Origin of the sequence: Mesorhizobium amorphae, assembly GCF_014843845.1 — a bacterium.
Classification (GTDB): Bacteria; Pseudomonadota; Alphaproteobacteria; order Rhizobiales; family Rhizobiaceae; genus Mesorhizobium; species Mesorhizobium amorphae_A.
Genome location: NZ_JHQS01000016.1, coordinates 81,531 through 100,338, shown reverse-complemented (window position 1 = coordinate 100,338; position 18,808 = coordinate 81,531). Strand labels below are relative to the sequence as shown.

At 64.1% G+C, this 18,808-nt stretch carries 19 protein-coding genes; 1 reads left to right on the top strand and 18 read right to left on the bottom strand.

Going from position 1 to position 18,808, the window contains the following annotated elements; translation table 11 throughout:
• Window positions 1–13: 13 nt before the first annotated feature.
• The 6 genes from truB to rimP form a co-directional block, all read right to left on the bottom strand.
• Complete coding sequence (gene truB, locus DH08_RS09990) at window positions 14–994, bottom strand: tRNA pseudouridine(55) synthase TruB (protein ID WP_192179148.1); 981 nt, start codon at window positions 992–994, stop codon at window positions 14–16.
• A complete protein-coding gene (rbfA, locus tag DH08_RS09985; protein ID WP_006202926.1) occupies window positions 994–1,398 on the bottom strand; it encodes a 30S ribosome-binding factor RbfA in 405 nt (134 codons plus the stop codon). The genes truB and rbfA overlap by 1 nt, the downstream gene beginning before the upstream one ends.
• A gap of 126 nt (window positions 1,399–1,524) precedes the next feature.
• Window positions 1,525–4,095 carry a translation initiation factor IF-2 gene (infB, locus tag DH08_RS09980; protein WP_192179147.1) on the bottom strand — a complete coding sequence of 857 codons (2,571 nt, stop codon included), beginning with the start codon at window positions 4,093–4,095 and terminating at the stop codon, window positions 1,525–1,527.
• Window positions 4,092–4,742, bottom strand: coding sequence for an RNA-binding protein (locus DH08_RS09975; protein WP_192179214.1), 651 nt, complete (start codon window positions 4,740–4,742; stop codon window positions 4,092–4,094). The genes infB and DH08_RS09975 overlap by 4 nt, the downstream gene beginning before the upstream one ends.
• A gap of 38 nt (window positions 4,743–4,780) precedes the next feature.
• Entirely contained in the window at window positions 4,781–6,379 is a 1,599-nt protein-coding gene (gene nusA / locus DH08_RS09970) for a transcription termination factor NusA (RefSeq protein WP_192179146.1), read from the bottom strand.
• A 47-nt stretch (window positions 6,380–6,426) separates the two neighbouring features.
• Entirely contained in the window at window positions 6,427–7,071 is a 645-nt protein-coding gene (rimP, locus tag DH08_RS09965) for a ribosome maturation factor RimP (protein ID WP_192179145.1), read from the bottom strand.
• A gap of 294 nt (window positions 7,072–7,365) precedes the next feature.
• Here rimP and DH08_RS09960 point away from each other — a divergent pair, with 294 nt between their 5' ends.
• Entirely contained in the window at window positions 7,366–7,530 is a 165-nt protein-coding gene (locus tag DH08_RS09960) for a hypothetical protein (protein WP_192179144.1), read from the top strand.
• Between the two features lie 61 nt (window positions 7,531–7,591).
• On the opposite strand, the gene trmB is transcribed toward DH08_RS09960, so the two are convergent.
• From trmB to tsaB, 12 genes are all read right to left on the bottom strand, one after another.
• Window positions 7,592–8,293 (bottom strand): tRNA (guanine(46)-N(7))-methyltransferase TrmB, encoded by a 702-nt coding sequence (trmB, locus tag DH08_RS09955; RefSeq protein WP_192179143.1) that lies wholly within the window; start codon window positions 8,291–8,293, stop codon window positions 7,592–7,594.
• 20 nt (window positions 8,294–8,313) lie between these two features.
• On the bottom strand, window positions 8,314–9,579 hold the full coding sequence (gene metK, locus DH08_RS09950; RefSeq protein ID WP_006202919.1) for a methionine adenosyltransferase: 1,266 nt from the start codon (window positions 9,577–9,579) through the stop codon (window positions 8,314–8,316).
• Window positions 9,580–9,747: 168 nt separating this feature from the next.
• Entirely contained in the window at window positions 9,748–10,167 is a 420-nt protein-coding gene (locus DH08_RS09945) for a helix-turn-helix domain-containing protein (protein ID WP_006202918.1), read from the bottom strand.
• 140 nt (window positions 10,168–10,307) lie between these two features.
• Entirely contained in the window at window positions 10,308–11,900 is a 1,593-nt protein-coding gene (gene lnt / locus DH08_RS09940; protein WP_192179142.1) for an apolipoprotein N-acyltransferase, read from the bottom strand.
• A 94-nt stretch (window positions 11,901–11,994) separates the two neighbouring features.
• The gene (locus DH08_RS09935) at window positions 11,995–12,465 is read right to left on the bottom strand and encodes a VOC family protein (protein WP_192179141.1); all 471 of its coding nucleotides are present in this window, start codon (window positions 12,463–12,465) and stop codon (window positions 11,995–11,997) included.
• A gap of 10 nt (window positions 12,466–12,475) precedes the next feature.
• Window positions 12,476–13,549 carry a hemolysin family protein gene (locus DH08_RS09930; RefSeq protein WP_120015045.1) on the bottom strand — a complete coding sequence of 358 codons (1,074 nt, stop codon included), beginning with the start codon at window positions 13,547–13,549 and terminating at the stop codon, window positions 12,476–12,478.
• A gap of 27 nt (window positions 13,550–13,576) precedes the next feature.
• Window positions 13,577–14,083: an rRNA maturation RNase YbeY gene (ybeY, locus tag DH08_RS09925; protein WP_192179140.1), complete on the bottom strand. Its 507-nt coding sequence runs from the start codon at window positions 14,081–14,083 to the stop codon at window positions 13,577–13,579.
• A gap of 17 nt (window positions 14,084–14,100) precedes the next feature.
• Entirely contained in the window at window positions 14,101–15,093 is a 993-nt protein-coding gene (locus DH08_RS09920; protein WP_246800759.1) for a PhoH family protein, read from the bottom strand.
• An 83-nt stretch (window positions 15,094–15,176) separates the two neighbouring features.
• Window positions 15,177–16,586 carry a tRNA (N6-isopentenyl adenosine(37)-C2)-methylthiotransferase MiaB gene (gene miaB / locus DH08_RS09915; protein ID WP_192179138.1) on the bottom strand — a complete coding sequence of 470 codons (1,410 nt, stop codon included), beginning with the start codon at window positions 16,584–16,586 and terminating at the stop codon, window positions 15,177–15,179.
• A 62-nt stretch (window positions 16,587–16,648) separates the two neighbouring features.
• Complete coding sequence (gene olsA, locus DH08_RS09910; protein ID WP_192179137.1) at window positions 16,649–17,449, bottom strand: lyso-ornithine lipid O-acyltransferase; 801 nt, start codon at window positions 17,447–17,449, stop codon at window positions 16,649–16,651.
• A gap of 127 nt (window positions 17,450–17,576) precedes the next feature.
• Window positions 17,577–18,071: a ribosomal protein S18-alanine N-acetyltransferase gene (gene rimI, locus DH08_RS09905; RefSeq protein WP_192179136.1), complete on the bottom strand. Its 495-nt coding sequence runs from the start codon at window positions 18,069–18,071 to the stop codon at window positions 17,577–17,579.
• Entirely contained in the window at window positions 18,071–18,748 is a 678-nt protein-coding gene (tsaB, locus tag DH08_RS09900) for a tRNA (adenosine(37)-N6)-threonylcarbamoyltransferase complex dimerization subunit type 1 TsaB (RefSeq protein WP_192179135.1), read from the bottom strand. The genes rimI and tsaB overlap by 1 nt, the downstream gene beginning before the upstream one ends.
• Window positions 18,749–18,808: the final 60 nt, after the last annotated feature.

Below are 18,808 nucleotides of genomic sequence, written 5' to 3'. Positions count from 1 at the left end.
TAGCTGAGTGCCGTCACCCGGCAAAGACCCGCTTGGGCTTGAACATGCCCTGTTCGATGGCGCCGATGGCGACCAGCCTGCCACGCGCCGTGGCGCAGGCTTCCTCGGCCTCCACAGGCGCGTCGCGGCCGCGAATGATGACCGGATTGCCGAGCCGGATTTTCACCGCCGCATCGTCGCTGATGGCGACCTGCGGCAGGCAATCGAGCGCGGCTGACGTGTCGACCAGCAGCGCATCGATGGCCGTGAAGTCGACCGGCAGATCGGCAGCGTCGGATGCATCATCGGTCGTATCCGAACCCTCATCGCCCTGCTGGCCGAAACGGGCGGCCTCCAGCTCGGCGATGGTGACGAAGTCTTCCTGGGTGAACGGTTCGACCTCGACCCGGCGCAATTCGGCGATGTGGCCGAAACAGCCGAGGTCGCGGCCCATGTCGCGGGCCAGCGAGCGGACATAGGTGCCCTTGCCGCACTCGACTTCGAAAATGGTCTGCTCGCCACTGTGCTCGACCAGATCGAGGCGGCCGATCTCGATCTCCCGCGCGGGTATATCGACCGTCTCGCCGTCGCGGGCGAGATCGTAGGCGCGCTCGCCGGCTATCTTGATGGCCGAGAACTGCGGCGGCGTCTGCATGATGATGCCGGTGTATTTCGGCAGCAGCGCTCTTACTTCGGTCTCGGCGGGACGCTTGTCCGAGCTGTTCGTCACCGGACCTTCGAGGTCGTCGGTCGAGCGCTCGTCACCCCAGGCAACGGTGAAGCGATAGATCTTGGCGCCGTCCTGGACGTAGGGCACGGTCTTGGTGGCTTCGCCGAGCGCGATCGGCAGCATGCCGGAGGCGAGCGGGTCGAGCGTGCCGGCATGGCCGGCCTTTTCGGCCTGGAACAGCCACTTGATCTTGGAGACGGCTTCGGTCGAGCCCATGCCCACAGGCTTGTCCAGCACCAGCCAGCCCGAGACCGGCCGGCCCTTCTTCTTGCCGCGGCGTCCCATTATTTCTCGTCCTTGTCGTTGTCGAGATCGCGCGCCACTTCGGGCGATTTCAAGAGGTCGTTGATCCTGGCGAAATTGTCGAAGGACGTATCGAGTCTAAAGCGGAATTCCGGCATGTACTTCATCTGCCGCAGCGCGCCCGAGACACGGCCGCGAACGAATTTCGCATGCTTGTTGAGCGCCTCGACCACCGCGTCGGTGTCCTTGACGCCGAGCGGCGAGACGAAAGCGGTGGCGATCTTCAGATCGGGCGACATGCGCACTTCCGACACCGAGACCACGGCGTTCTCGATCAGCGGATCGATGATCTCGCCGCGCTGCAAGGTTTCGGACAAGGCATGGCGCACCTGCTCGCCTACGCGCAGCATGCGCTGGGATGGACCTGATGTGGTTGAACGGGGCATTTTTCTCGATCCTGAAATCGTGAGGTGCGGGATGGGACCGCACCGCATGTCTCAATAGGGCTTTCTCAATACGGCTTGGGCGGCGGCCTTTCGACCACCGCCCGGTCGTATCGACAGTATACGAACTCAGAGCGTTCGGGTCACCATCTCGACGCGGAAGCACTCGATGACGTCGCCGACGCGCATGTCTTCGTAGTTCTGGAAGGCCATGCCGCATTCCTGGCCGCCCGGCACTTCCGAAACCTCGTCCTTGAAGCGCTTCAGCGTCTTCAGCGTGCCTTCGTGGATGACGACGTTGTCGCGGATCAGGCGCACGCCCGCTCCACGCTCGACCTTGCCTTCGGTGACACGGCAGCCGGCGATCTTGCCGACCTTGGTGATGTCGAAGATCTCGAGGATCTCGGCATTGCCGATGAAGGTCTCGCGACGCTCGGGTGACAGCAGGCCGGAAAGCGCCGCCTTCACGTCATCCACGAGATTGTAGATGATCGAGTAGTAGCGGATCTCGATGCCTGCCGCAGCGGCCGCGGCGCGCGCTTGCACATTGGCGCGGACGTTGAAGCCGATGATCGCGGCACCCGAGGTTTCCGCCAGCGACACGTCGCTTTCGGTGATGGCGCCGGCGCCGGCATGGACGATGCGTGCGCGCACCTCGTCGGTGCCGAGCTTGTCCAATGCGGCGTTGATCGCTTCGATCGAACCCTGCACGTCGCCCTTGATGACCAGCGGGAACTCCTTCAGCCCGCTCGTCTGCAACTGCGACATCATCTGTTCGAGCGAGCCGCGCTGGCCGGCATGCTTGGCCACCGCCTTCTCGCGCGCCAGGCGCTGGCGATACTCGGTGATCTCGCGGGCGCGGGCCTCGTTGTTGACCACGGCGAAGCGGTCGCCGGCCTGCGGCGTGCCTTGGAGGCCAAGCACCTCGACCGGCATCGCCGGCGGCGCTTCCTTGACATGCTCGCCACGGTCGTTGACCAGCGCGCGCACCCGGCCCCATTCGTTGCCGGCAACCAGGATGTCACCCGGCATCAGCGTGCCGGTCTGCACCAGCACGGTGGCGACGGGACCGCGGCCCTTGTCGAGCTGGGCTTCGATGACGACGCCTTCGGCCGTGCGGTCCGGATTGGCCTTCAGGTCGAGGATTTCGGCCTGCAGCAGGATCGCTTCGAGCAGCTTGTCGAGATTGGTGCCCTTGGTGGCCGACACTTCGACGTCCAGTACCTCGCCACCCATGGATTCGACGAAGACCTCGTGGCGCAGCAGTTCCGAACGCACCTTTTGCGGGTCGGCATCATGCTTGTCGATCTTGTTGATCGCCACGATGATCGGGACACCGGCCGCCTTGGCATGGCTGATCGATTCTATCGTCTGCGGCATGACGCTGTCGTCGGCCGCCACCACCAGCACGGCGATGTCGGTCGCCTGGGCGCCGCGGGCGCGCATCGCCGTGAAGGCGGCGTGGCCGGGCGTGTCGATGAAGGTGATCTTCTGACCGTTCTTCTCGACTTGGTAGGCGCCTATGTGCTGGGTGATGCCGCCGGCTTCGCCAGAGACGACGTTGGCGCTGCGGATGGCGTCGAGCAGCGAGGTCTTGCCGTGGTCGACATGGCCCATGATCGTCACCACCGGCGGACGTGACACCAGGTCCTCGGCATTGTCGGCGATATTGAACAGGCCTTCCTCGATGTCAGACTCGGCGACGCGGCGGACGGTATGGCCGAATTCGGTGGCGACCAGTTCAGCTGTGTCGGCGTCGATGACGTCGCCCGGCTTCATGATCTGGCCCTGCTTCATGAAGAACTTGACCACATCGACCGCGCGCTCGGACATGCGCTGCGCCAGTTCCTGGATGGTGATGGTTTCGGGCAAGATCACTTCGCGCATAACCTTCTCGCGCGGCTCATTGTGCATCGCGCGCTTGAATTTTTCCTGACGGCGACGCATCGACGACAGCGAGCGGGCGCGCGCATCCTCGTCGGAAAGCGCCGTGTTGAGGGTCAGCTTGCCGCGGCGGCGGTCTTCCTCGCCCTTGGTGGGCTTGGCCGGACGCGCCACTTCGGGCGTGACCGGACGGCGCACGGGGGCGCCGGCGCCAGTGCGCTTCGGCTTGACGTCCTCATCGTCGTCGACTGTCGCCAGTTCGGCGGCTAGCGGCGCGCGACGGCGTGCCTCTTCCTCGGCGCGGCGCCGGGATTCGGCCTCGGTCTGCAGCCGCGCTTCTTCCTCGGCCTGGCGGCGCGCTGATTCCTCGCGTTCGCGCTTGCGGCGCTCTTCATCCTCGGCGCGGCGCTTGGCCTCTTCCTGGGCGCGCTGGCGGTCTTCGACCTCACGGACCTTGGAGCCTTCGAGAGCCCTGCGGCGGGCTTCCATCTCGCCACGCGACAATTCGTTCAGCACCATGCCGCTGCGCTCGACCGGCGGCGGAGGCGGTGGCGCCTTGGGCGCTTCCTGCACGACGGGCGCGGCCGCAACAGTGGGCTTCGGCGTGAAGACGGACACGGGAGCGGCGGCCGGCTCCGGCTTGTCGCCGGGCAGCGAGAACTTGCGCTTCTTGGTCTCGACGACGACCGCCTTGGTGCGTCCGTGCGAGAAGTTCTGGCGCACGGTGCTCTGCTCCATGCCGGGCCGCTTCAGCGTCAAGGTCTTCTTCGGCGTAACGCTCAACGTCTTGTCGTCGCCCGATTTCGTATCGCTCATTCCATATCCTCTGCGGCATCATCTTCGTCAGCAACGGCCGCAAGCATTGCCAGATCGTCCGGGGAACCGCCCCGATACCGGTCGAGCGCAACCATGCGCCTCTGGACCGCCCTGCCCGCGTCTTGCGCGAGAACGGCAGCATGTATCACATTTGTACCCCCCAATGCCAAGCTCAACTCGGCCTCGGGGAAAAGTTTGTAGGCAAGGATGGCGGGGCCACCGAGATGCACGGTTGCCCGCCGCGCCTGGCTGATCTTGCGCACGCCATCGTCGGACGCTTCAGTCGCGTGGAGCACGAAAAGTGCCAGCCCTGAGCGCACGGCGCTCTCCACCTTGGTGGCTCCGAGCGCGATTGCGCCTGCCTTGCGGGCAAGGCCGAGCATGCCTAGTGCGGATCTGGAAAGCAGCCCGTCGACCATGCCGCCGAGATCGGCGGGAACGGTCACCTGCGCCTTGAAGGCGCGGGCAAACAGGTTCTTCGCCGCTGCCTTGTCGACATGTAGGCGCTCGGCGCTGACCCAGCAACCGCGGCCGGGCAGATTTCTCTTGATGTCCGGAACGACGGCCGAATCCGGGCCGACGACGAACCGGATCAGTTCATCCGGTTCGGCCTGCCTGCGGGTGACGATGCAGGTGCGATCGTTCATCTCGTTCAAGGGCGGGTTCTGTGCGATGCGGTTTCACCTCACGCACCGACGGTTTCGTCAGCCGGCGCTTCCTGCGCGGCAATCTCGTCCTCGGTGATCCAGCCAGCCTTGAGGCGGGCGGCCAGAACCATCTGCTCGGCATCGGCGCGCGAAACGCCGTGGTTGGCAGCGAGCACGCCGGGATAGACCTTGGTCTCGCCGTCCTTGCGTTCCTTCCAGCCGGTCAGGTCGTCGGCGGCATAGCCGGCAAAGTCCTCGATCGTCTTCACGCCGTCCTCGCCGAGCGTCACCATCATGGCGGTGGTGATGCCGGGGATTTCGCGCAGTTCGTCGGCAACGCCGAGCGCCTTGCGCTTGTCGTCGTGCTCGGCCTCGATCTTCTCCAGATACTCGCGGGCGCGGGTCTGGATTTCCGAGGCGGTGTCCTCGTCGAAGCCGTCGATGGAGGCGATCTCGCCGGAATCGACGTAAGCCACTTCCTCGACGCTGGTAAAACCTTCGGAAGCAAGCACCTGGCCGACCATCTCGTCGACGTCGAGAGCTTCCATGAACAGCGCCGAACGCTCGACGAATTCCTTCTGGCGGCGCTCGCTCTCTTCCTGCTCGGTCAGGATGTCGATGTCCCAGCCGGTGAGCTGCGAAGCAAGACGGACGTTCTGGCCGCGGCGGCCGATGGCCAGCGACAGCTGGTCGTCCGGAACCACGACCTCGATGCGCTCGGCATCCTCGTCGAGCACGACCTTGGCTACTTCGGCCGGCTGCAGCGCGTTGACGATGAACGAGGCGGCCGAGGGCGACCACGGAATGATGTCGATCTTCTCGCCCTGCAACTCGCCGACCACCGCCTGGACGCGGCTGCCGCGCATACCGACGCAGGCGCCAACCGGATCGATGGACGAGTCGCGCGAGATGACGGCGATCTTGGCGCGCGAGCCCGGATCGCGGGCGACCGACTTGATCTCGATGATGCCGTCGTAGATTTCCGGCACTTCCATGGTGAAGAGCTTGGCCATGAACTGCGGATGGGTGCGCGACAGGAATATCTGCGGGCCGCGCTGCTCGCGGCGCACGTCGTAGACATAGGCGCGAACGCGGTCGCCATATTTGTAGTTCTCGCGCGGGATCAGCTCGTCGCGGCGGATGATCGCCTCGCCACGGCCGAGATCGACGATGACGTTGCCGTATTCGACGCGCTTGACGGTGCCGTTGACGATCTCGCCGATGCGGTCCTTGTATTCGTCATATTGGCGGTCGCGCTCGGCTTCGCGCACCTTCTGCACGATGACCTGCTTGGCCGACTGGGCAGCGATGCGGCCGAAATCCATCGGCGGCAGCTGTTCGGCGATGAAATCGCCGAGCTGGGCGTCGGGATTGCGCTCGCGTGCCGAGGAGATGGCGATCTGTGTGGCGTAATCGTCGACCTTCTCGACCACTTCCATCAGCCGCTGCAGCTTCATCTCGCCGGTGTTGGCGTTGATGTCGGCGCGGATGTTGGTCTCCTGGCCATAGCGCGAGCGCGCCGCCTTCTGGATCGCATCGGCCATGGCGGCGATGACGATCGACTTGTCGATCGACTTTTCGCGCGCGACCGCGTCGGCGATCTGCAGCAGTTCAAGTCTGTTGGCGCTTACAACCATTGTCTTTCTCCCGAGCTTGTTGCCGAACCTCTCGTTCGGCAGCTCAATCAATTGTCCTGTTCGGTTCCGTCTTCAGCGTCCGGTTCAGCACCCTCTGGCGCATCTTCCGGTTCGCCACGGCGCTTTTTTGCTTCCTTACGCGCCCTGTTGTCCTTCGACAGGGCATCGCGGATGAGATCGTCGGTCAGCACCAGCCGGGCATCGGCGATCGCATCATAGGGCACGCGCACCGTCGGCTCCTCGCCATAGGCCGCCTTGTCGCGCGCGATCAGCACGCCATCGGCGTCGCTTTCGGCAATCTTGCCCTTGAAGCGCTTGCGTTCGGCGACGAGGATCGAGGTCTCCATCTTGATCAGATGGCCGGTCCATGTCGCGAAATCCGACTTGCGCACCAACGGCCGGTCGATGCCCGGCGACGACACTTCGAGATGATACGCCTTTTCGATCGGATCATCGACATCGAGCGCCGGCGACACGGCCCGGCTGACCTCTTCGCAATCCTCGACGGTCATGGTGCCGTCCTCGCGCTCGGCCATGATCTGCAGCGTGAGACCGTTCTGGCCCGACAGATGCACCCGCACCAGGCGAAAGCCGATCCCGCGCAGCACCGGCTGCACGATCAGCGCGATGCGCGCATCGATACCGCTTTCGCGGATGATGCGGTCGTCGCCTTCGCTTGCCGTTGCAGTCATTCGATCCCTGTCGTTCGATTGGTGGCTGACCGGCAGGTAATAAAAAAGAGCGGGACCGGGTGGACCCACTCTTCGTCATACCGACCAAGAATTTGACGCTGATATAGACGATACCGGCCGGCGTTTCAAGTCTGCCGTGCCGGGCAGGCCAAAGCCACGGCAGCGGCGCCAGCGTTGCACCAGGCGCATGGTGCCTATGCGGTAATCCACCTGTGTTTGCCGGCATCGCGTGCCTATCTGTGTTGCATTGCACAAGTATGACCGGCGCGCGGTGGCGCGCGAAAGGATATGACCATGAGTAATCGCCCGATGTTTTCCGCCATAGGTGGCTTCTTTACCGCATTCGGCAGCGCGGCTGCGGCCTCGTCTGCTGTGCAGGCAGGCCGCAAGCCCCGTGACCGGGATTTGCGCAATCTGGGTATCGATCCGGCCGCTTTCGACAGGATCGGCCGCTTCTAAAATAACGCCGGGCGTCTGGCGCGGGGGCGTTGAACCTCGACGCAAGCCCGCCTTTGCGCAGCTATTTCCTGATAAAGGTAAGATAGGCCGGGCGCCGGCCCTCGCGGATGGCCTTCGCCTCGTAGCGCGTTCCCGGCCAGCCCTCATATGGCCGATGCCAGTCGGCCGCGGCCTGCGCCCGCCAGGCGAACGCACCATGCGCCCGGCAATTGAGCAGCGTCCAGTTCACATAGCTGTCGATGTCGGAAGCAAAGCGGAATTTTCCGCCTGATTTCAGTACCTTGGCAAAACGATCGAGATTCGACGGACCGACGAAACGCCGCTTCCAGTGCTTTTTCTTCGGCCAGGGGTCGGGATAGAGAAGATCGATGCCGTCGAGCGAGGCTTGCGGCAGCCAATCGAGCAGGCGCGTGGCGTCATCGTCGTGGACGCGCAGATTGGCGAGCGGCTTTTCATTCACCGCCTTCATCAGCTTGGCCATGCCGTTGACGAACGGCTCGACGCCAATGAAGCCGGTCCCCGGGGCCTCCGTGGCGCGATGCAGCAAATGCTCTCCGCCGCCGAAGCCGATTTCCAGCCGCACCGCCGAGACATCCGCCTTGAACAGCTTGCGCAGTTCGGCAGGCGATTCGACGGACAGGTCGAGACCGTAGATCCCAAGACCGCTTTCCAGCGCCGCCGCCTGCTGCGGGCGAATGGTCTTGCCACGCCGGCGGCCGAAGAACCCTTCGGTCGCGCGGCTCGGCCTGCCTTTCGGATCCATGGACGGGTTCCGCGCCGCCGTCAGGCGGCGACCGCGTCCTTGAGCGCCTTGGCGAGATCGGTCTTCTCCCAGGAGAAGGAACCGTCGCGGCCTGCCTTACGGCCGAAATGGCCATAGGACGAGGTCTTGGCATAGATCGGCTTGTTGAGGTCGAGGTGACGGCGGATGCCGGACGGTGACAGGTCCATCACGGTGCGCAGTGCGTCTTCGAGCCTGGCCTCTTCGACCTTGCCGGTGCCATGCAGGTCGACATAGACCGACAGCGGCTGGGCGACGCCAATAGCGTAGGACAGCTGGATGGTGCAACGGTCGGCAAGCTTGGCCGCCACAACGTTCTTGGCAAGGTAGCGCGCCGCATAGGCGGCGGAGCGGTCGACCTTGGTCGTGTCCTTGCCGGAGAAGGCGCCGCCGCCATGCGGTGCGGCACCGCCATAGGTGTCGACAATGATCTTGCGGCCGGTCAGTCCGGCGTCGCCGTCCGGCCCGCCGATGACGAACTTGCCGGTCGGATTGATGTACCAGTTGCAGTCGTCGGCGATCCTTAGATCGCCCAGCGCCTCGCGGATATAGGGTTCGACGACTTTGCGGACCTTCTTCGAATCCCAGCTCGAATCGAGGTGCTGGGTCGACAGCACGATCTGCGTCGCTTCGGCGGCCTTGCCGTCGACGTAGCGGACGGTTACCTGGCTCTTGGCGTCCGGCCCGAGCTTGCCCGCATCGCCGCTGCCTTCATGGCGCGCGGCGGCCAGCAGTTCGAGAATCTTGTGGCTGTAGTAGATCGGCGCCGGCATCAGGTCCGGCGTCTCGCGGCATGCATAGCCGAACATGATGCCCTGGTCGCCGGCACCTTCCTCGCCCTGCCGGTCGGCGGCGTTGTCGACGCCCTGGCCGATGTCGGGCGACTGGCCGTGCAGCAGGACCTCGATCTTCGCCGTCTTCCAGTGGAAGCCGGCCTGCTCGTAGCCGATCTCGCGGATTGCCTTGCGGGCTACCGATTTGAACTTGGCCGGATTGACGACCGGATGACCGGCGGCATCCATCAGGATGTTGCCGGCCTTGTCCTTTTTCAGCAGCGTCTCGGGAACCCTGACCTCACCGGCGATGATGACGCGATTCGTTGTAGCCAGAGTCTCGCATGCGACACGGACCTTCCAGGGGTCCATGCCGGTCTTCTTGGCCTCGCGATAGACCAGATCGACGATTTCGTCGGAGATACGGTCGCAAACTTTGTCGGGATGGCCCTCGGCAACGGATTCCGAGGTGAAGAAGTAATTCTGCCGCGTCACGGGTGTCCCCTCTTGAAAAAAATCGGCAGGCTGCCGATTTTGGCGCGCCACGTGTTAGCGGTGCCGGGCGCCGCTCGTCAAGCGCTGCCGCGGTTCTGGCATGAAATGTCGGCACAGTTGGCTTGTGCCAGCGACGGCAGGGCGCCGCCGGTGGCACAAGCCCCTGGATCAGTCGGCGTCATCGGTGGAAAGGGATTTCACCAGATCTATGATCCTGCGGCGCACCTTCACGTCGCCAATCTTGACGAAGGCGCGGTTGAGTTGAAGCCCCTCCGGACTGCCGCAGAACTCGACGGCGAAAGCCATCGACGCATCTTCGGCAAATCCACGATTGCCCACGGCCTCCTGACCCGGGGCATCCTCGAAAAAGAAGGCAACCGGCACGCTAAGGATGGAGGCTATCGCCTGCAAACGGCTGGCGCCCACTCTGTTCGTGCCCTTCTCATACTTTTGGATCTGTTGAAACGTGATGCCGAGATTCTCACCCAGCTTCTCCTGGCTCATTCCAAGCATATTGCGCCGGAGCCTGATGCGACTTCCGACATGGATGTCGATCGGGTTCGGCTTTTTCTTGTTTTCTTCTGTCATTTTCTCCTCGCCGAATTTTTCCGGCTTTTTCTATTTTTTCTTGCCCAAACGAAGCCGGAGCCAACTGCCCCAACAGAACCACCAACCGACTTCGAGAAAATTTTAGGCACTTACAGTATGAGTTTCTAATGTGTCGGCTGTCAATTCACCCGTAGCCGTTGCCTTACATTCGATGTGAACCCTCCCAGGGCGAACAGGAATATGATCAGCAATCCGTTAATTCGCCGCTGGGCGGCGGAAATGAGAGCGCGCCCAGATATCGGCACCCGCACATCAATGGCTCCACGCGCGTCGACGGCGAGCGCGTCGACGATGCGTCCGCGCGGGTCGACAACGGCGGAAATGCCATTGTTAGCCGCGCGCAACAAAGGCAAACCATTCTCCACGGCCCGGATCTGAGCCTGCCTGAAGTGCTGGTACGGACCCGGTGTATCCCCGAACCAAGCGTCGTTCGTGACATTCACAATAAGCTCGGATGACGTAGCGTCAACTGCAACCAGATCGGGAAAGATAACTTCGTAGCAAATGAACGGGAGCGCCCGCACACCGTCCTGCAGCGTGATCGGATGCCGTTCGTTGCCGGCCGCGAAATTCATCGGCCCGGCGACGAGCTGTTCGATGCCGAAGCGGCCGAGCAGGCCTGCGAAAGGCAAATACTCGCCGAACGGCACCAGGTGGACCTTGTCGACGGCGTCCGTGATCTCGCCCTTGTCGTTGATCGCCACCACGGAATTGTAGTAGCGGCTGTCGGCGCCGGCCGCCGAGCCGCCCTCCTCGCGAACGACGCCGGCGACCAGCATCTGGCCTTCGCCCAGCATATCGCCCAGCGCGGTCAGCGCGTCCGGGCGTTCGGTGAACAGGAAAGGCACCGATGTCTCCGGCCACAGAATCAGTTGCGGCTTGGCATGGCCGGGTTCCGGTTCCTTCGCCGACAGGCCGAGCAGTGTGGCGAAGATGCGGTCGCGCACCGAAGCGTCCCACTTTTCGCTGAGATCGACGTCCGGCTGAACGATGCGGACATCGATCGAGCGGGTTGCCGGTTCGACCGGCATGGCAAGCCTGACATAGCCGAAGCCGACATGGGCGGCGACAAGCAGGATAAGCAGCCCAAAGCCCAGGCGAAGGTGCCGGCGCCCCGCAACGAGCGCGGGCAGCGAAAAGACGAAGACCGCCAGCGCGTTCATGCCGATCATGCCGGTTACCGACACGCTCTGCATCAAGAGCGGCACCGGCATTGCCGCGTAGCCGACGGCATTCCAGGGAAAGCCGGTGAACAGGAAATCGCGCAGCCATTCCGCCAGGCCGAAACCGAAGGCGAGTGCCGCAATGCGGCCGATATCGTTGCTCCACAGGAGTCGCGCGACGACCGTGGCGAAGCCGTAGAAGAAGGCCATTGCAAAGGGGATTCCGACCACCGCGAAGGGCAGAGCCCAGGCGAAACTGTCGGCCTCGACCAGCAGCGCCTCGCCGATCCACCACAGGCCGGCAAGAAAATAGCCGAAGCCGAACCACCAGCCGATGGCGAAGGCGGGCCTGAGCCGCCTCAGCCACCCGTCGGAGGCCTCGCCGGTCGCGCCGTCGAGCAGCCAGACCAGGAGCGGGAAGGAGACGAAGCAGACGGCGAAGAAATCATAGGGCGCTTGGGCGAGAACCGCCAACGCTCCAGCGAGAAACGCCACCAGCGCGCGGCGCCAACCCCAAAGCAGTATTATCCGGCCGGCCAGGCGCTGCATACACACTTCCAGTCGCGCGAATCACGACAGCAGATTTATCAGATTTATCGGAACGGGGCTTGCGCCGAGAAACCCCGACCGGCCAATCACCGCGCTATCGGTGCCAGCCCTCGATCTTCAGATCGCCGAGCCGCTCAGCCTCTTCGCGTGGCACGACGCGTATGGTCTGGGTGAATGTCCAGACATGGCCTTCGGGGTCGCGCGCCCGGTAAAGCCGTTCGCCATAAAACTGGTCGGCAGGCTCCTGGGTGATGTCGGCACCTGCTGCCCTCGCCTGCTCGCAATGCACGTCCAGGCCGGCATCGAGGCGGATATAGATTGATTGCGTGTTCCGGCCGCCGACAGAAGCCGGGCTGGCGACATGATCGGCCCATTCGGAATCGACAATCATGTAGCCGTCGCCGAAGCGCATCTCGGAATGGACCAGCCTGCCGTCGGTGTCGCTGACGACCATGCTCGGCTCGAATCCGAAGGCCTTTTCGAGCCATTTCAACGCGGCCCGCGCGTCCTTGTAGAATACGCCGGAACCTATGGTCGAGTGCCTGAACGGGTCGCCGACCGACATCGATCGGCGCTTAGGCCTGTTCGGCGCGGGCGGCGCGGCGGCGACGCTCGCCCTTCTGGCTCTGCACGATGCGCACGCGCTTGACCCGGCGCGGATCGGCGTCGAGCACGTGGAACTCGAAGCCAGGTATGGCCTGCACAACTTCGCCACGGGCCGGCACGCGGCCAAGGGTGTTGAAGATCATACCGCCTATGGTGTCGACATATTCGCCATGCTCGCCGGCGGCGAAATCCTCGCCGATCATCTTGGCGACCTCGTCGATCTCGGCCTTGCCGTCGACGATGAAGACGCCTTCGCCGGTCTGGGTGATCATCGGCTCGTCGTCGTCGTGCTCGTCCTCGATGTCGCCGACCACCATCTCGACGATGTCTTCCAGCGAGGCGAGGCCGTCGGTGCCGCCATATTCGTCGATGACCAGCGCCATCTGGGTGCGTGTCGTCTGCATCCGACCCATCAGATCGGAGGCAAGCATTGACGGCGGCACGAACAGCACCGGTCGGATCAGGTTGAGATCACCGATGGTTCGCGCGAGATCGACCTGGGCGAGATCAAGCAGCGTCGTGGCCGGCGCCTTCCGACTGGTTCGGCCCTTCTTGACGCGGGCGACCTTGGTGATGTGGGCAAGCACGTCGCGGATATGGACCATGCCCCGCGGATCGTCGAGCGTCTCGGAATAGACAGGCATGCGCGAATGTCCGGACTGTTCGAACAGGCCGAGAAGATCGCCCAGCGTCGTCGTGATCTCGACAGCCTCGATGTCGGCGCGCGGCACCATGACGTCCTCGACGCGCACCTCGCGCAGACGCAGGATGTTGTTGAGCATTGCCCGTTCGCCGGGCGAAAAGGCGCCGGCATCGCTGGTCGTTTCGGCAAGCGCGCCGGCAATTTCCTCACGCAGGCTGGTGCCGTTGCGCTGCCTGAACAGGCCAAGCACGCGATCGAACAGGGAAGGACCGGCAGGCGATGGCTCGCTGGCGATGCTGCCGGTCGTTGTACTCGGACTCGAGCCCTCTTCCGTCGTTTCGGAAGGCTTGGTCGCACTGCCGGCGTCGGGGCGGGCGGCAGTCTCTGGTTTGTCGTTCATCGTCGTCCGGTCAATTGATCTTTTTAGTTACGCGTAGGGATCGGGAATGGCAAGCCTCGCAAGCGCTGAGCGCTCGATCGCTTCCATCTCCTCGGCCTCGGCGTCGGTCTCGTGATCGTAGCCCAGAAGGTGAAGCAGGCCGTGGATGACGAGATGGGTGATATGGTTCTCCAGCGGCTTGTCTTCCAGGCCCGCTTCCTTGGCGACCGTCTTGGCGGCCAGCACGATGTCGCCCAGCATCGGCGGCAGCGGACCGCCTTTCGGAAACGGAAAAGCCGGGAAAGACAAGACGTTGGTCGGCTTGTCCTTGCCGCGCCAGCCGGCGTTGAGGGTGCGGATATGGGCGTCGTCGGAAAAGACGATGCTGAGCTCGGAACGGCCGGCGGCGCCGGTTTCGGCAAAGGCGGCCGACACGGCGCGATCGACCAGACGCGCCAGCGCCGCCTCATCAGGCCAGTCGCCCGACTCGATCGAAATATCGATGTCGATGGGAACCGAAAGATCCCCGCCGCCAGGTTTTATGTCTTCAGGCATGAGCCCGCATCGTCACATCAGCTTTCGGTGCCCAGGCCGCGCGCCAGCTTGGCGTCGCGGTCATAGGCCCTGACGATTTCCGCCACCAGCGGATGGCGAACCACGTCGCCGTCGCCGAAGCGAACGGTCACCGCGCCCGCGACGCCATCGAGGATGCGCAGTGCTTCGACCAGGCCCGATTTGGTGTTCGAGGGAAGGTCGATCTGCGTCGGATCGCCGGTGACGATCATGCGCGAGTTCTCACCGAGACGGGTGAGGAACATCTTCATCTGCATCGGCGTGGTGTTCTGCGCCTCGTCGAGGATGACGGCGGCATGTGCCAGCGTGCGGCCGCGCATGAAGGCCAGTGGCGCGATCTCGATCACTTCGGCGGCAATCGCGCGCTCGACCTTGTCGGCCGGCATCATGTCGTAGAGAGCGTCATAGAGCGGCCGCAGATACGGATCGACCTTTTCCTTCATGTCGCCGGGCAGGAAACCCAGCCGCTCGCCGGCCTCGACGGCGGGCCGCGACAGGATGATGCGTTCGACCATGCCGCGTTCGAGCAGCATCGCCGCATGCGCCACCGCCAGATAGGTCTTGCCGGTGCCGGCCGGGCCGATGCCGAAGACAAGCTCGGACCGCTCCAGCGCCCGCATATAGGCGTCCTGGTTGAGCGAGCGGGCATAGATGGTCTTCTTGCGCGTCGATATCTGGGCGGCGGACATCTTGCCCTTGCGCTCCAGCGTCGGCAGCGTCAGCTGGTCGTCGGCGGCGATCGCCATGCGCACGGCGCCATCGACGTCGGACTGGCCGATGTCGACGCCTTTCTGGAGAATGCCGTAGAGATTGTCCAAGGCGCGGCGCGCCTGCTCGGCGGCGGAGGCCGAGCCCTTGATGGTCAGCTGGTTGCCGCGCGAGCGGATATCGACGCCGAGTTTCTGCTCGAGTCTGGCCAGGTTCTCGTCGAACTGGCCATATAGGGCGCTGGCAAGCTTGTTGTTGTCGAAGGTCAGAACGATATGCGCCATGTCAGAGGCCCCGGATGCCTGGCTCGGGGGCAGATTCTTCAGTTCAGCAGCGCTCAACCGTCTCTCCTCATCTGCCGAGGCCGTCAGGCCAATTCGGCGAACAGGCTATTGTAGCCCGTCCTTGTGATTCGCACCTGGATAATGTCACCGATTTCGCCGGCCTTTTCATCAACAATAACCGGCTGCAGCCATGGCGATCGGCCGACCTTCTGGCCGGCCTGACGGCCGGGCTTCTCGATCAGGGTGTCGATGGTCCTGCCGACCAGGCTCGTGCCGAAATCCTGCTGCTGCTTCAGGAGCAGGGCCTGCAGGCGCTGCAGACGTTCGTCCTTGACGGCTTCCGGCACGTGATCGGCCATTTCGGCGCCCGGCGTGCCGGGACGCGGCGAATATTTGAACGAAAAGGCCGAGGCATAGTTGATCTGGCGCACGAGTTCCATCGTCGCCTCGAAATCCGCCTCCGTCTCGCCTGGGAAGCCGACGATGAAGTCGCCGGACAGCGCAATGTCGTTGCGCGCAGCGCGGATACGCTCGATCAGCGCCAGATAGTCGCTTGCGGTATGCCTGCGGTTCATCGTCTTGAGGATACGGTCGGAGCCCGACTGCACCGGCAGGTGCAGATAAGGCATCAGCGCCGGCAGGTCGCGATGGGCCGATATCAGCTCGTTGTCCATATCGCGCGGATGGCTGGTGGTGTAGCGCAGCCGCGCCAGCCCGGGGATTTCGGCCAGCCGGAACAGCAGGCGGCCAAGGCCCCATTCGCTGCCATCCTCGCCCAGGCCGTGCCAGGCATTGACGTTCTGGCCGAGCAGCGTCACTTCGCGCACCCCGGCCTCGGCGAGGCGCTCAGCCTCGGCGACGATCTGCACCACCGGCCGCGAAACTTCGGAGCCGCGCGTATAGGGTACGACGCAGAAGGTGCAGAACTTGTCGCAGCCCTCCTGCACGGTGAGGAAGGCGGTGACGCCGCGCTTGATCACTTCGGCGCGCTTCGGCTGCGGCAAATGCTCGAACTTGTCCTCGACGGCGTAGTCGGTCTCGACGATCTTCTCGCCGCCGCGCACCCTTGCCAGCACGTCGGGCAGCCGGTGGTAGGTCTGCGGGCCAATGACCAGATCGACGGCGGGCGAGCGACGGATGATCTCGGCACCTTCGGCCTGGGCCACGCAGCCGGCGACGCCGATCAGCAGTTCGCGCCCGGCCGCGGCGCGCTCGGCCTTCATGTCGCGGATGCGGCCAAGCTCGGAATAGACCTTTTCCGCCGCCTTCTCCCTGATATGGCAGGTGTTGAGCAGGACCAGATCGGCCTCGGTGATGGCATCGGTCGCGACATAGCCGTCGGCGGCCAGCGCATCGGTCATGCGCTGCGAATCGTAGACGTTCATCTGGCAGCCATAGGTCTTGACGAAGACTTTTTTCGCCGTGCCAGCGGGTGCAGGTGCGCTGTCAGCCGCAGGGCCGATGTCGTCGCGCTCTATCGTGTTCAAGTCCATTGGGCGGCTTCTAACGCCTTTCCGTGACAAAAAACAGACGATTCTGGCCTAGCGCTTTCAGCCTACCGACTCGGGCGCGGATCGGCGAGGGCCGCCTGCACCATCTCGCGCACCCTGGCTTCCATCAGCCTTGCCGTCTCCTTGCGGTTCGAGCCCTTGGCAAAGGCGATCGGTTCACCGAAATGGACCTCGACGTCCAGAGCACCTTCGGCCAGCAGCACCTTGAGGTGCGGCATCAAATCCTCGTCGCCGATCCAGGCGGCGATCGGCCGGTGGCGGCGGCCGAGCGGCACGCCGTGCAACCGCGTGTAGACGATTGCCACCGGCTGAATGAAAACCTGTTCCGTCGCGCCTTCCGCGATCGCCATCGAGGCGGCGCCGAACAGCGTACTCTTGAACGGCAGCACCAGATTGCCGTCACCTGTCGAGCCTTCGGCAAACAGCACCATGGCATCGCCCTTGGCCATGCGACCGGCGATCTCGCTCGCCTGTTCGCCCGACGTGCGCTTGCGCTCGCGCTCGATGAAGACGGTACGCTGCAGTTTGGACAGCATGCCGATCAGTGGCCAGCCTTCCATATCGGCGCGGGCGATGAATTTCACATCGACCATGGACCCCAGCACCATGATGTCGGTCCAGGAGATGTGGTTGGACGCAACCAGCAGCGGGCGCTGGCTGGAGAGCGTTCCCTTGACGTGGATGCGCAGTCCCAGCGCCCTGGCGATCACCCTGTGCCAGATTTTCAGGATGAACGTCTCCGGCCAGAGCCCGGTCTTCATCGACAGGATCTGCAACGGCACGAAGACCAGCGAGACGGCGACGACGAGGGCCAGCGCCACGAAAATCCTGAACTTCTTGATCATTCGCCGGCCCTGCCGTTACAGCGCCGCGCGTCCTTTTGGACGCGCAAAGAACGCCGCAACACTTTAATTTTGGCGCATGATCCTTTGCGAAAATTGGATCCGATTTTCGGGGTCATGCGGCGTCTGGCTAGCGAAGATCGCGGCGCATGACAAGCGCGCCGGTCGGGCCGTGCTCCGTCGATCTGTAATAGTTGGCGCGCCTGCCGACTTCGCGAAAGCCGAGCCGCCGGTAGAGCGCGATGGCCGCCACGTTGGTCTCGTCGACCTCGAGGAAAAGCGCCTCGGCGCGCTGCGCGTGCAATTCGCGCAGGACCGCATCCATCAACTGCCAGCCAAGGCCCTGGCGGCGATGCGAGCGGGCGACGGCGACGGTCAGGATCTCGCCTTCGCCGGCAGCCAGCCGCGCCAGCACGAAGCCTACCGGCGGCTTGGAGCCCTGTCCGGTCTCGCGCGCGGCATAGCCGAACACCGTGTCCTGCTCGAGCAGCGAGGCAAACTCGCCGTCGGTCCAGGGTCGGACAAAATCCTCCTGGTGCAGCGCCGAGGCAGCGGGGCTATCGGCAAGCGTCAGCGGTTCGAGCGCATAGTCCCTGCGGCGCGGGTGAAAGAAAGGAATGCGCATCAGGGTTGCTGCCTCGGTAAAATAAAGCCAGCCTGCGGCTTGGCGTCGGCACCACGAAGGTAGAGCGGTTTTGGCTTCTCACCTGGCCCCTTGATGGCGGCCAGCCTCGCATAGACGGCGATGTCGGCAGTGGCCGCGGTCGAGCCGATGTCGAAGGCGAGGCCGACCGATGCCGCAATTTGCCGGGCAGCCGTGCCGGCGAGCACCGCAGACATGTCCACCGCCATGGTGGCGGCCTGAGAAAGTGTCGTCACTGCCGGACCGTAAGTCAAAACTGACGCTTTATCATACAGAGCAGCATGGATCTCGTCGCGTCCGGCATCGAGCGCGGCCAGCACCGGCCGGTCCGGAAACATCGTCGCCGCCTCCGCCGCCAGTGCTTCCAGCGTCGTTACGCCGATTGCCGGGATTTTCAGCGCCAGCGCCAGGCCTCGCGCGGCCGACACGCCGACGCGCAGGCCGGTGAAGGATCCCGGGCCGATCGAGACGGCAATGGCGCCAAGGCCGGGATATCCGGTCCCGGTGGCCTTCAGCGCCGCATCGACAACCGACATCAGGTGCTCGGCATGGCCCTTGCCGAGATCGAGCACCTGGCGGCCAAGCTCGCTACCGGCCGCCGCGTCATAGACGCAGGCGGCGCAGAGACTGGCGGCACAGTCGATGGCAAGCAGCTTCATGGTGTCTGGTTAGCGCCCAGGGTTGAAAACAATTCCCTGTGCCCGCCATGGCCCGCCGCC

What these genes read in the sequence shown, in the direction of transcription:
- truB (WP_192179148.1), bottom strand. Translation starts at nt 994, where the DNA reads ATGGGACGCCGCGGCAAGAAGAAGGGCCGGCCGGTCTCGGGCTGGCTG.
- rbfA (WP_006202926.1), bottom strand. Translation starts at nt 1,398, where the DNA reads ATGCCCCGTTCAACCACATCAGGTCCATCCCAGCGCATGCTGCGCGTA.
- infB (WP_192179147.1), bottom strand. Translation starts at nt 4,095, where the DNA reads ATGAGCGATACGAAATCGGGCGACGACAAGACGTTGAGCGTTACGCCG.
- DH08_RS09975 (WP_192179214.1), bottom strand. Translation starts at nt 4,742, where the DNA reads ATGAACGATCGCACCTGCATCGTCACCCGCAGGCAGGCCGAACCGGAT.
- nusA (WP_192179146.1), bottom strand. Translation starts at nt 6,379, where the DNA reads ATGGTTGTAAGCGCCAACAGACTTGAACTGCTGCAGATCGCCGACGCG.
- rimP (WP_192179145.1), bottom strand. Translation starts at nt 7,071, where the DNA reads ATGACTGCAACGGCAAGCGAAGGCGACGACCGCATCATCCGCGAAAGC.
- DH08_RS09960 (WP_192179144.1), top strand. Translation starts at nt 7,366, where the DNA reads ATGAGTAATCGCCCGATGTTTTCCGCCATAGGTGGCTTCTTTACCGCA.
- trmB (WP_192179143.1), bottom strand. Translation starts at nt 8,293, where the DNA reads ATGGATCCGAAAGGCAGGCCGAGCCGCGCGACCGAAGGGTTCTTCGGC.
- DH08_RS09945 (WP_006202918.1), bottom strand. Translation starts at nt 10,167, where the DNA reads ATGACAGAAGAAAACAAGAAAAAGCCGAACCCGATCGACATCCATGTC.
- lnt (WP_192179142.1), bottom strand. Translation starts at nt 11,900, where the DNA reads ATGCAGCGCCTGGCCGGCCGGATAATACTGCTTTGGGGTTGGCGCCGC.
- DH08_RS09935 (WP_192179141.1), bottom strand. Translation starts at nt 12,465, where the DNA reads ATGTCGGTCGGCGACCCGTTCAGGCACTCGACCATAGGTTCCGGCGTA.
- DH08_RS09930 (WP_120015045.1), bottom strand. Translation starts at nt 13,549, where the DNA reads ATGAACGACAAACCAGAGACTGCCGCCCGCCCCGACGCCGGCAGTGCG.
- ybeY (WP_192179140.1), bottom strand. Translation starts at nt 14,083, where the DNA reads ATGCCTGAAGACATAAAACCTGGCGGCGGGGATCTTTCGGTTCCCATC.
- DH08_RS09920 (WP_246800759.1), bottom strand. Translation starts at nt 15,093, where the DNA reads ATGGCGCATATCGTTCTGACCTTCGACAACAACAAGCTTGCCAGCGCC.
- miaB (WP_192179138.1), bottom strand. Translation starts at nt 16,586, where the DNA reads ATGGACTTGAACACGATAGAGCGCGACGACATCGGCCCTGCGGCTGAC.
- olsA (WP_192179137.1), bottom strand. Translation starts at nt 17,449, where the DNA reads ATGATCAAGAAGTTCAGGATTTTCGTGGCGCTGGCCCTCGTCGTCGCC.
- rimI (WP_192179136.1), bottom strand. Translation starts at nt 18,071, where the DNA reads ATGCGCATTCCTTTCTTTCACCCGCGCCGCAGGGACTATGCGCTCGAA.
- tsaB (WP_192179135.1), bottom strand. Translation starts at nt 18,748, where the DNA reads ATGAAGCTGCTTGCCATCGACTGTGCCGCCAGTCTCTGCGCCGCCTGC.